This is a genomic window from Chloroflexota bacterium, from assembly GCA_014360805.1.
Classification (GTDB): Bacteria; Chloroflexota; Anaerolineae; order DTLA01; family DTLA01; genus DTLA01.
The window spans coordinates 21,943-33,977 of sequence record JACIWU010000034.1 but is presented as its reverse complement, the minus strand read 5'-3'; the positions used below and the strand labels follow the sequence as shown (position 1 = coordinate 33,977).

At 66.3% G+C, this 12,035-nt stretch carries 10 protein-coding genes; 9 read left to right on the top strand and 1 reads right to left on the bottom strand.

Features of this window, described 5'->3' with window-relative positions; all coding sequences use genetic code 11:
* The 7 genes from H5T65_07480 to H5T65_07450 form a co-directional block, all read left to right on the top strand.
* Positions 1-171: hypothetical protein (locus tag H5T65_07480; protein MBC7259075.1), on the top strand; the 171-nt coding region annotated here is incomplete at its 5' end.
* 31 nt (positions 172-202) lie between these two features.
* The gene (locus H5T65_07475) at positions 203-1,075 is read left to right on the top strand and encodes a dihydropteroate synthase (protein MBC7259074.1); all 873 of its coding nucleotides are present in this window, start codon (positions 203-205) and stop codon (positions 1,073-1,075) included.
* Positions 1,076-1,107: 32 nt separating this feature from the next.
* Positions 1,108-1,815 carry a hypothetical protein gene (locus H5T65_07470; GenBank protein MBC7259073.1) on the top strand — a complete coding sequence of 236 codons (708 nt, stop codon included), beginning with the start codon at positions 1,108-1,110 and terminating at the stop codon, positions 1,813-1,815.
* Positions 1,812-3,827, top strand: coding sequence for a hydantoinase/oxoprolinase family protein (locus tag H5T65_07465; GenBank protein ID MBC7259072.1), 2,016 nt, complete (start codon positions 1,812-1,814; stop codon positions 3,825-3,827). Before H5T65_07470 ends, H5T65_07465 begins: the two co-directional genes overlap by 4 nt.
* 47 nt (positions 3,828-3,874) lie before the next feature.
* The gene (locus tag H5T65_07460) at positions 3,875-4,507 is read left to right on the top strand and encodes a corrinoid protein (protein MBC7259071.1); all 633 of its coding nucleotides are present in this window, start codon (positions 3,875-3,877) and stop codon (positions 4,505-4,507) included.
* Positions 4,508-4,848: 341 nt separating this feature from the next.
* A complete protein-coding gene (locus H5T65_07455; GenBank protein ID MBC7259070.1) occupies positions 4,849-6,294 on the top strand; it encodes a trimethylamine methyltransferase family protein in 1,446 nt (481 codons plus the stop codon).
* 13 nt (positions 6,295-6,307) lie between these two features.
* On the top strand, positions 6,308-7,747 hold the full coding sequence (locus H5T65_07450; protein MBC7259069.1) for a trimethylamine methyltransferase family protein: 1,440 nt from the start codon (positions 6,308-6,310) through the stop codon (positions 7,745-7,747).
* Between the two features lie 10 nt (positions 7,748-7,757).
* Here the strand turns inward: H5T65_07450 and H5T65_07445 are convergent, their stop codons facing one another.
* Positions 7,758-8,432 carry a GntR family transcriptional regulator gene (locus H5T65_07445; GenBank protein ID MBC7259068.1) on the bottom strand — a complete coding sequence of 225 codons (675 nt, stop codon included), beginning with the start codon at positions 8,430-8,432 and terminating at the stop codon, positions 7,758-7,760.
* 385 nt (positions 8,433-8,817) lie between these two features.
* On the opposite strand from H5T65_07445, the gene H5T65_07440 reads away from it, so the two are divergent.
* Together H5T65_07440 and H5T65_07435 are read left to right on the top strand one after the other, a co-directional pair.
* Entirely contained in the window at positions 8,818-10,524 is a 1,707-nt protein-coding gene (locus H5T65_07440; protein ID MBC7259067.1) for an ABC transporter substrate-binding protein, read from the top strand.
* A gap of 180 nt (positions 10,525-10,704) precedes the next feature.
* Positions 10,705-12,006: an ABC transporter permease gene (locus H5T65_07435; GenBank protein MBC7259066.1), complete on the top strand. Its 1,302-nt coding sequence runs from the start codon at positions 10,705-10,707 to the stop codon at positions 12,004-12,006.
* Positions 12,007-12,035 lie beyond the last annotated feature (29 nt).

The following is a 12,035-nucleotide window of genomic DNA, read 5'->3' as shown; positions in this document are numbered from 1 at the left end:
GTCCACGCGGCGGTGAGCCTGGCGGGCCCGGCCTTTCGCGTTTTGCCTGCCGTCTTCCCGCAACTGGCGGCGCTCCTGCTGGAAACAACCCGTAGAATCTCTGCCGAGTTGGGATACCGCCCCGTCCTGCACGCTTCGCAGGGTGCGCCGTTTCCCGCCGACAGAATCTAATATGCCCATCATGCCAATGTAGGAGATGCGTATGGAGACAGTCCTGAGGAGTGCCCGCAAGACCGTAGTCATTAGCCCCGACAGGCCCACCGTCCTCATCGGCGAGCGAATCAACCCCACCGGCAAGAAGCGCTTGGCTGCGGCCCTGGCCGAGGGCAACCTGGACATCGTGCGCCAGGAAGCCGAGGCCCAGGTAGACGCCGGCGCCGACGTTCTGGACGTGAATGTGGGCGCCGCCGGCGTTGACGAGGTGGACCTGTTGCCGAAGGCCGTGCGACTGGTGGCCGAGACGGTGGACGTTCCACTCTGCATAGACAGCGCCAACCCCGCCGCCTTGCGCGCGGCGCTGGGCCTGTACCGCGAGTTGGCCCCCAACGGCAAGCCGCTGGTGAACTCGGTCAACGGCGAACCGGCCAGCCTGGACCGCGTCCTGCCGCTGGTGGCCGAATTCGGCGCCGCCGTCATCGGGCTTGCCATGGACGAGCAGGGCATTCCGCCGACCGCGGACGGCCGCCTGGCGGTGGCCCGCCGCATCGTGGAGCGCGCCGAAGCCATGGGCATCCCGCGCCAGGATGTGGTCATTGACTGCCTGGCCCTCACCGTGGGCGCCGATTCCCGCGCCGGCCTGGTAACGCTGGACGCCATCCGCATGGTGCGCGAGGAGTTGGGCGTGAACATGACCCTGGGCGCCAGCAACATCTCGTTCGGCCTGCCCGAGCGCGAGACCATCAACGGCGTCTTCCTGGCCATGGCCATCCTGCGCGGCGTCAACTGCCCGATTGTGGACGCGGCCAAGGTGCGGCCTGCGATTCTGGCGACCGATCTCATCCTGGGCCGCGATGATTACGCCATGCGGTACTTGAAGGACTACAAGAAACGCCTCAAGGCTGCGCAAGCCAAGTAGCGCGGCGCGGGCGACTCTCCACGAGGAGCCGAATGGCGACCATCGTGCGCGACATTCCCATAACCCTGACGTCGGAGGCCATCCTGGAATCCCAGGTGCGCGCGGGCCACCGCAAATCCCACAGCCCGCTGGCGCGCCAAGCCGCCGACATGGCGGCGCTGATGGCGCTGGATTTGGCCCGTCCGGTGGCGGTCTGGGACGAGTTTGAGGTGGCCGGCGCGTCGGACGACGCCCTTGTGCTACGCACATCCAACGGGGCGCGCGAACTGAAGATGGGGCAGGGTGCGGCGTTTGTACGAGAGGCGCGTCGCGTCCTCGTGGCCGTGTGGACCATCGGGCTGGAACTGGAGATGCGGGTGAACGACCTGCACCGACAGGGCCAGGCCCTGCTGGCGTTCATGCTGGACACCGCAGGCGTCCTCGTGCTGGGAGCGGTGGGCGAGGCGGTGCGAACCATCGCCGAGCAGCGCGCGGCCGCGGAGGGATGGGGTGTGTCGCCTGCGCTCAGCCCTGGGTCGCTGGTGGGATGGCCCGTGGACGGGCAGCGGGATTTGTGTGCGCTCTTGCCCCTCGCCGACATCGGCGTGGAGTTGTCGCCCTACTGCGTTCTGCGCCCGCACAAATCTTGCTCGGGACTTATCGGCGTGGGGCCTGGCTTTTCGTCCGCCCACGTCGGGGCGCTGTGCCGCGCCTGTGCCCTGGCCGACACCTGCTGGCGCAGGCGGGAGGATGCCGAATGACCATCGCGCTCGGCATTGACACGGGCGGGACATACACCGACGCCGTGCTGGTGGACGAAGGCACGGGCCAGGTGCTCCATTCGGCCAAGGCTCTGACGACGCGCTGGGATTTGTCGGTGGGCATTGGCAAGGCCATCGCGGCGGTGCTGTCGCAGGGGGCTGTGGCAGCGTCGCGCGTGAGTCTGGTGGCGCTGTCCACGACGCTGGCCACCAACGCCATCGTGGAAGGCCAGGGCAGCCCTGTGTGCCTGCTCCTCATCGGCTACGACCGCGACCTGATGCGCGAATTCGGGTTTGAGGGGGCCCTGGTTACCCCAGATGTAGTCTATGTGCGAGGCGGCCACGACGCCATCGGCGACGAGGTGGAGCCGCTGGACGAGCAGGCCGTCCGCGAGGCTGTGGCATCGCGGATCGGGCGCGTGGCGGCCTTCGCGGTTTCGGGCTACTTCGCGGCACGCAACCCCGCGCACGAACTTCGCGCGCGCGCCATCATTGAGGAGATGACCGCGCTGCATTCGGACGACGGGCGTCCGCTGCCGATAACGTGCGGGCACGAACTGTCGGTTCGCCTGAACGCCGTGCGGCGGGCGACGACGGCGGCGCTCAACGCGCGCCTTATCCCGCTCTTGCAAGACCTCATTTCCACGGTTCAGCGCACGTTGGCCGAACAGGGGATTTCTGCGCCGCTGATGGTGGTGAAAGGCGACGGCTCGCTGGTGCGCGCCGACTGGGCTATGCTCAGGCCCGTTGAGACGATTCTCTCCGGCCCTGCCGCGAGCGCCGTCGGAGCCTGGCACCTGGCCGGCCGCCGCGACGTGTGGGTAGTAGACGTGGGCGGAACGACGACGGACATCGCGGCGCTGCGCGGCGGGCACCCGCGCCTCAACCCCGAGGGCGCGCGCGTCGGCCAGTGGCAGACGATGGTGGAGGCCGTGGACGTCCGAACCACCGGCCTGGGCGGCGACAGCCTGGTGCGCCTGGACGGGGAGCGCCGGCTGCACATCGGGCCGGGGCGCGTGGCTCCGCTGTGCCTGTTGGCCTCGGACTATCCCGACATCGTGGCCGAGTTGGAGCGCCAAGCGACACAGGGCGCGGACGAGCCGTGGGACGGGCAGTTCGCGCTTCTGCAGCGCCGGCCCGCCAACGCCCTGGCCGATGAGGAGCGGTCGCTCCTGCGGAGCCTGGCCGATGGGCCGCGCCCTGTAACGGCGCTGTTGCGCGAGGGCGGGTATCCGCTGGTGGCGCTCAGGCGGCTGGAGCGCCTGGAGGCGCTGGGCCTGGTAGCCCGGGCTGGCTTCACCCCCACCGACGCCCTGCATGTGCTGGGGCGCTTCCGCCGGTGGGACGCCCGCGCGTCGGTCGTGGGCGCGGGGTTGCTTGCGGCAAGGCTGGGCTGCACGGCCGAGGCGTTCTGCGAACGGGTGGTGGCCGCGGTCTCCGAGAAGGTCGCGCGGGAACTGGTTACCAAAGTCCTCGCCGACGAGGGTGTGGCTGCCGATTGGACGATGCCCGCGCTGGAAGCGCTGTTTGCGCGCTCTGTCGACAACGGCAACGGTTCCAGCCTGGCCTGTCGGCTGGGCCTGCGGGAGCCGATCGTGGCTATCGGCGCGCCGGCCGCTGCGTACATGCCGGCGGTGGCCGAGATGCTGCACACGGATTTGATTATCCCAGACCACGCCGATGTGGCCAACGCGGTCGGAGCCGTAGCGGGCGGAGTCGTTCAGACGTGGCGGGTCATGGTGCAGCCACTCCCCGGAGGCGAGGCGTTCCGCGTGCACCTACCTGGCGAAGTGCGCGACTTCCCGACCGTGGAGGATGGCGTCGCCTACGCTGAGCGGACGGTTCCTGCGGAACTGGCCGCTGCGGTGCGGCGGGCAGGCGCTGCCGACGTGGATGTGCACATCGCGCGGGAGGACCGCGTCGCGATGGCGCAGGCCGGATGGGGGCACGAGGTGTATCTGTGCACGGAACTTACCTTCACCGCTGCCGGGCGTCCCAGCCCCGCGCGGTGAGTGTAAGACAATACAGAACTTCAAAACAATCGGAGGAGGGTATTCCAATGGCAGACATTCTGCAGAAGATCGCAACCAAGTTGTACGAGGGCGAAGACGAGGAAGTGGCCGAACTGGTGCAGCAGGCTTTGGACTCGGGCCTGACGCCGAAGGAGATTCTCCAGGACGGCCTCATCGCCGGCATGGACCAGGTGGGCAAGGATTTCAAGGCGGGCGACCTGTTCGTGCCCGAAGTGCTCATCGCGGCGCGCGCCATGCACGCGGGGATGAACGTGCTGCGCCCGCTGCTGTCGGCCAGCGACTCGCCCACGGTGGGCAAGTACGTCATCGGCACGGTGAAGGGCGACCTGCACGACATCGGCAAGAACCTGGTCAAGATGATGCTGGAAGGCGCCGGGTTTGAGACGGTGGACCTGGGCACGGACGTGGCGCCCGAGGCCTTCGTGCAGGCGGTGCAGGAGCACAAGCCGCGCATCGTGGGCATGAGCGCCCTGCTGACGACGACGATGGTCAACATGAAGTCCACCATTGACGCACTGCAGGAAGCCGGGCTACGGGATTCGGTCAAGATCATGGTGGGCGGCGCGCCGGTAACGGCGGCCTTCGCCCAGCAGATCGGCGCCGACGCCTACGCGCCCGACGCGGCCACCGCCGTGGACGTGGCCCGCAAGTTGGCGTAGTCGCCGCGCGCATGCCGGTTTGCCGAGCAGAGGCTACCTCACCCTGACCGCTCTCAGGCTGGGGTGGGGATGGGTGAGGTTACGGCCCCCTCGCCGCATAGCCAGCGGCGAGGGCTGGCTTCGTCGGATGTGCAGCAGCCCGCGACTGTGGTCGGCGTCTGCGTATTGCAACGGGTTTGCTTCCCAAACTGAAATGCGCCCGAACCAATCAACGCCGTAGGGCGGTCATTGCGAGACGCCGAAAGCGGGCGAGCGATTTCGCGCGTCGTCACGTGGAGGCTCGACTAAGGCACTGCGCGCCTCTGCAATGACGCAATATACATTGTGGAAAGGAGATTCCTGTGTCGGAGCAGATACCCATTGAGACACTGCGTCCAACGATCCGCATGTTGTCGGACGAGCAGATTTTGGCCATTCACAATGCCAGTCTGGACATCCTGTCTCGCACCGGCATCGTGATGAAGAACGAGAAAGCGCGGGAATTGCTTCTGGACGCCGGCGCTTGGGAGTCGGACGGGCGCATCAAGATTCCGGAGCGCCTCGTCATGGACGCCATCGCCTCGGCGCCGTCGCGCATCCCGATGTACAACCGCCTGGGCGAGTTGGTGATGCCCCTGGAAGCCGGCAACGTGTTCTTCGGCAGCGGTTCGGACTGCGTGTTCACGATTGACGTGGAGACCGGCCAACGCCGCAAGGCCACGTATGACGACGTGTACCGTATCGCGCGTCTCATTGATGGCCTGGACGAGATTTCGTGCGTCATGTCCATGAGCAACCCGTCGGACGTGCCGCCGCTGGATGTATACATTCACGGGTTCATCGGCATGGTTCGCGGGTCGGTGAAGCCCAACGTGTACACGGCGAATCATCGTGGCGACATGGAGGACATCTACCGCATCGCGTGCGCCGTCGCCGGCAGCGAGCAGCGCCTGCGCGAGCGGCCGTTCCTCATGCTCTACGCCGAGTCCATCTCGCCCTTGCTGTATCCCGACGAGTCGGTGGACAAGTTGCTGTTCTGCGCCGAGAAGGGGATTCCGGTAACCTACCCGCCGTCGCCGAACACGGGGGGTGGCGGGCCGATCACGTTGGCCGGGGCGCTGGCGCTGGGCAACGCCGAGTGCCTGGTGGGGCTTGTGCTCACGCAGTTGGTGCGGCCCGGCACGCCGTTCCTCTACGGCATGAACACCGCCGCGCTGGACATGAAATCGGCCATCGTCAGTTACGGCGCGCCCGAATGGCCCACGGGTATGGCGGCCTGGTGCGACATCGCCCGATTCTACGGCCTGCCCACGTGGGGCGCGGCGGGGGCCACCGACAGCAAAGTGGTGGACGCTCAAGCCGGCCTGGAGGCTGCCATCACCATCATGACCGCCTACCTGACCCGCTGCAACCTGGTGCACGATGTTGGGTACATAGAGTATGGCTCCACGTCGTCCATGGAGATGCTGGTCATCGCCGATGAGATTATCCGCGACGTGCGCTTCATCATGAACGGCGTTGAGGTGAGCGAGCGCACGCTGGCCCGCGAGGCCATCCATCGCGCGACGCCCGGCGGCGGCTTCCTCGCCGATGAGCACACGCTGCGCAACTGGAAGTGGGCGCAGTTCCGCCCGCGCGTCATAGACCGCATGCGCTACGACGAGTGGCGCGACAAGGGCGGCAAGGACATGGCTGCCCGCGCCAACGAGCGGGCGCGCCGCATCCTGAGCGAGCATGAGGTGCCGCCGCTTCCGGAGGCCGCCGAGGAAGAGATTCGGGCCGTGCTGCGGCGTCGCGCGGGCAAGTAGCAGGAGGTGAAGCATGGCGCGACCGGGGCCTGAAGGCGGGCAGTACCGTCCCTTGAGTCAGGCGCAGGTGCAGGAGATTCACCGGGCGTCGCTGGCGGTGCTGGAGACGACGGGAATCCTGGTGGAGAACGAGACGGCGCTGCGCCTGTACCGCGAGGGCGGCGCATCCGTGGACGGCCACCGGGTGCGCATCCCGCGGGCGATGGTGGACGCCGCGCTGAAGACCGTCCCGCAACGGGTGTTGCTGGCCGGGCGGCTGCCCGAGCACGACATCGTGCTGGAGGGCAGGCGGGTGTACGCGGGCACGGGCGGCTCGCCCACGATGGTGCTGGATGCGGGGGCCGACACGCCGCGCCCGTGCACGCTCCGCGACGTGGCGATGATGGCGCGGCTCGCGGACGCGCTGGAGCATTGCGATTTTGTCGTCGCGCCCCTGTATCCCACAGACGTGCCGCGCGAGGACGTGCCCGTGAATCGGTTCTACGCGTGCCTGTGGGGCACGGGCAAACACGTGATGGGCGGCGTGGACTCGGTGGCGGGCGCGCGACAGGTGATCCGTCTGGGCGCGATCCTGGCGGGCGGGGAAGATCGCCTGCGGGCGCGCCCTTTCATCTCCGCCATCACGAGTTGGATGGTCAGCCCCTTGCGCCTGGATACGGAAGTTACCGACATCCTGCTGGAATGGTGCGCGCGGGGCCTGCCGGTGGCGCTGTCGTCGGCGCCGATGGCCGGCTCCACATCGCCCGTAACGCTGGCGGGGACGCTGGTGCAACTGAACGCCGAGCAGTTGAGCGGGATTGTGCTGACCCAGTTGGCGCGGCCCGGCACGCCGGTGCTGGCCGGCTATATCCCGGGCGTGGCCGACATGCGAAGCGGCGGATACCTGGGCGGGGCGGTGGAGTTCGGGATGATGCAGGCGGCCGCCGCGCAGATGGCGCAGTTCTACGGCGTACCCATCTACGGCTCGGGCGGGATGAGCGACGCCAAGATTCCCGACGCCCAGGCGGGGTACGAGAAGATGGTAACGTTCTTGCTGGCGGCCATGGGTGGGTGCAACTACATCCACCACGCCATCGGCATGGTAACGAACATGAGCGCGGTCTCGCCCGAGCAGGCGGTGATAGACGACGAGATCGTGGGGATGGCGATGCGGGCGCTCCGCGGGATTGACATAACAGACGAGGCGATGGCGGTGGAGGTCATCGGGCGCGTGGGGCCGGGCGGGCATTACCTGGCGGACCCGCACACGGTGCGGCACATGCGGGGCGAGTTCTTCTACCCGCGCGTGGCCGACCGCCAGAGCCGCGCCATGTGGGAGGAGGGCGGCCGGCGGGATACCCGCGTACGGGCGCAGGAGCGGGCCGCCGCACTTCTGGAAGGCCAGCGGCCGCCAGCATGGCCGGCGGATGTGGATGCCGCCATCCGAAGCGAGTTTCGCATCAGACTGGAATAGGGGAGGAGGCTCAGCGGATCGCGCCGACGGGCCAGTTGGCGGCCTCTTCCTGCATCACGCGGTCCAGGATGGCGTCGCGGGTGGCGTTCAGTTCCTGGCGCGTGAGGGCGATGGCCCTGTCCCTGTCGCCCAGGCGGATGGCTTCCAGAATGCGGGCGTGGCTTTCGGGCTGAATGCGCCCCGCGTGGCGCAGCACCATGAAACGGGCCAGGCGGTCGTGGAGCCGGCCCAGGGTCTCGGCCAGTTGGTCGTTGCCCGACGCCTTGGCGAGGAGGTAGTGGAAGCGGCGGTTCTCGTCGGTGTAGCGGTCGTAGGATTCGTCGTCGTCGCCGGTATAGGGGGCGTGGACGTGCGCCAGTTGCTCCAACTGCTCCTCGGTGATGCGACCGATGGCGCGCTCCACGGCGGCGACTTCCAGAATCTCGCGGAGGTCCAGGAGATCGCGCAGTTCTTTGAGGGTGGTATGCGTAACGAAGTAGCCCGAGCGGGACTTGATGGTTACGAGGCCTTCCTGGCCCAGCATCTGCAGGGCGTCGCGGACGGGGGTAACGCTGGTGCCATACTTGCGCGCCAGTTCGTCCACGTCCAGTTTCAGGCCGGGCTTGAGGTGCCCCATGATGATGGCCCGCCGCAACTGTTTGTAGATCACCGATTTGGATGTCTCGCCGGGCTGGGTAGTCGCCACGGAAACCTCCTGGCGGGAATGACCCCGATACGCCATGCCGGTGTGCTGTCCATTCGTACGCATTATAGCACAAGAAACACAGAATTGCAATACTTGCGTATCTCTATTGACAGGTGGCATAGCATGTGCTATACTTGATGCATCACACAGACGCCGACCGTGAATTGCTATGCCCCACCTACCGGCCACGGGCGGCAATGGACTCACCTTGCGCAATCGTTGCTGCGAGACATAGCATAGAAAGCCCGTGGTCCACCATTTCTCACCGGACAGAAAGGAGGTGCGCTCGGAGAGATTCTTGCGATGACTCGGACGCCGGAACCGAAGCAGGTTCCCCAACCCCACCGTCGGGGGCAGATTCTCTAAACCAGAGGAGGAGTATCTGATGGAGATCATCAAGAAGGATGAGACGCAGCACGAGCACCCGTATATCCCCGAACTGAAGGAACTCTACAAGAAGGGGAGGATCACGCGCCGCGAGTTCCTTCGCAACGCCACTCTGCTGGGCATGTCCCTGGCCAGCGCGACCGCATTCCTGTCGGCGTGCGGCACGAAGGCGACCCCCACCACCGCGCCCACGAAGCCTCCTGCCGTTCAGCCCACGGCCACGCCCAAGCCGGCCGGCCCCAAGCGCGGCGGCACCATGACCATCGCCACCCGCGTGCCGCGCGTGGATCACCCTGCGCGCCTGTCCTGGATTGAAGGCGTGAACCAGTTCCGCCAGGTCTGCGAGTACCTCACCTACACCGACTACGACAACATCACGCACCCCTGGCTGCTGGAGAAGTGGGAGGCCGACGCCGAGGTCAAGGAGTGGACGCTCCACATCCGGAAGGGCATCAAGTTCAACAACGGCCAGGAACTGACCGCCGACGACGTCATCTTCAACTTCCAGCAGTGGCTGGACAAGGACGTGGGTTCGTCCATGCTGGGCCTGCTGAGTTACCTCCAGCCGACCGGCATTGAGAAGGTGGACGACTACACCGTCAAGTTGCATCTGGATTCGCCGCAGATTGCCGTGCCCGAGCACCTGTTCCACTACCCGGCCATGATCGTCCCGCGCACCTTTGAGGGCGACATCACCAAGCAGCCCATCGGCACGGGGCCGTTCCTGTTGGAAGAGTTCCGCGAGACCGAGCGCGCCGTGTTCCGCCGCCGCGAGGACTACTGGCTGATGGCCGACGACGGCAAGCCGTACCCCTACCTGGATCGGCTGGTGTACCTGGACCTGGGGCAGGACGATGCGGCCCGCATCGCGGCCATGCAGAGCGGGCAGGTGGACAACATCTTCAACCCGTCCGCGGAAATCTGGCAGGCGGTGAAGGACTTGCCCACGGTAACCGTCTACTCCACACCGACTGCCCAGACTTTCGTCATCCGCATGCGCGTGGACAAGGAGCCGTGGAACGACAACCGCGTGCGCCTCGCGCTCAAGAAGTGCATTGACCGCCAGAAGATGCTGGACCTGGCCTGGTTTGGCGAGGGCGTGCTGGGCCACGACGCGCATGTGGCGCCGATCCACCCCGAGTACTGCCCGAAGGACATCCCGCCCTACGACCCGGAGGGCGCCAAGAAGTTGCTGGCCGAAGCCGGCTATCCCAACGGACTGTCGGTGGAACTGTCCACCCAGCAGGCGCGCGCCGAGCCGGCCATGGCGCAGGCGCTGCGCGAATCGGCAGCCGCGGGCGGGTTTGACATCCAACTCAACATCTTGCCCTCGGCGCAGTACTGGGACATCTGGACCGAGGTCCCGCTGGGCATCACCATCTGGGCGCACCGTCCGCTGGGCACCATGGTGCTGGCGCTGGCCTACACCGCCGACGACACCGGCAAGCCCGTGCCGTGGAACGAGACCTACTGGGTGGATCCGGAGTTCACGACGCTGCTCAAGGAAGCCGAGCGGACGCTGGATGTGGAGAAGCGCCGCGCTATCATGTGCAAACTGGAAGACATCCAGATGGAGCGCGGCTCGGTCGGGATTGCGTTCTGGACCAATGTTTGGTACATTGCGAACAAGAAGTTCAAGAACGTGGGCGCGCACCCGACCAACTACGACATCCTGTACAACGCCTGGTACGACCCGGAGGCGTAGTGCGGATCGCACGCGGGGATTTGTGTCCGCGTGATGGGTTACTTGGCTCCCATGCTCGCACGCCGGGCATGGGAGCCGAACCTGACGCCTCGGGCTGCTGAAGCAAGGCCGTCGGACGGCTAGGGGTCCGCTTTGGCAGTCCAAAGCGGCGACCCGGAACGAGATAAGCAAGGGAGTAACATGGCCAAGTATATCCTGCGCCGAATCGGATTCATGCTTCTGACGATGCTCCTGGTTTCCGTCGCCATCTTCCTCATCTCGGAGGTGGCGCCTGGAGACGTGGCCCGGCACATCCTGGGCCAGTTCGCCACGCCCGAGCAGGTGGAACTCCTGCGCGACCAGATGGGCCTTGACCAGCACGTGGCGATTCGCTATCTGGACTGGCTGGTGGGCAACGACTGGAGGCTGTGGCGGCTGGTTGGCAAGCCCTTGCGGTATACCCAAGTGGGCCAGTACGACAGCCCGTCCTGGTGGGCGGTGGAGGCCGACGGCACGCTCAAGCAGTGGCGCATGAAGAAGGACACGGGCCTGATAGAGATTCGCGTCGCTCCCGACGGAACCCGCGACGAAGTTCTCTTTGAGGATTGGCAGGTCGCCGAGGATGGCAGCGAAATCTTCTGGGGCGTCGACACCGCCGACCACGTCGTCCTATGGCGCAAAGGCGAGGAGGCGCAGAAAGTCGGCCCCGCCTCGGCGGGCCGCACCATGACCGAGGCCAGCGGCGTGGAGTACTATCCGCTGCGCAAGGGGCTGCTGCGAGGCGACCCGGGCATCTCGCTGCGCACCAACAAGCCGGTCGGGCCTACCCTCGTGCGGCGGCTGCGCAACTCGTTCGTGCTGGCGGGCATCGCCTTCGTCATCATCATGCCCATCGCGCTGCTGTTGGGCATCCTGGCGGGGCTGAAGGAGGGCCGCGCGCTGGATCGTACTATCTCCATTTTCAGCCTTGTTACCACATCCGTGCCGGAGTTCGCCAGCGGAGTGTTTCTCATCCTGCTGTTTGCGTTCTGGCTTAAGGTGCTGCCCGGCGCGACGGTGTTCGTGAGCGATGTGGCGCCGTACATGCAGCCGAAGTTGCTCATCCTGCCCGTGCTCACCCTGACACTGGTGGAGGTGGGCTACGTTACCCGCATGACGCGCGCCAGCATGATTGAGGTCATGAACGCGCCGTATATCCGCACGGCGTTCCTGAAGGGCCTGCCCTACTGGCGCATCGTCTTCAAGCACGCCGTGCGCAACGCGCTGATGGCCCCGATAACCGTCATCATGCTCCACGTGAACTGGCTTATCGGCGGGATTGTGGTTGTGGAGTCGGTGTTCGGCTACCCGGGTCTGGGGATGTATATGCTGGATTCGGCGTTGTTCAAGGATATCAATGCCATTGAAGCGGGGGCCATGGTGATGGTGGCTCTGGCCGTGGGGACACAACTGATCGCAGATATTATCTACACATTCCTCAATCCGCGCATTCGTTACACGTAATTCGGGGGCTGTTGGACATGGCAGGCTGC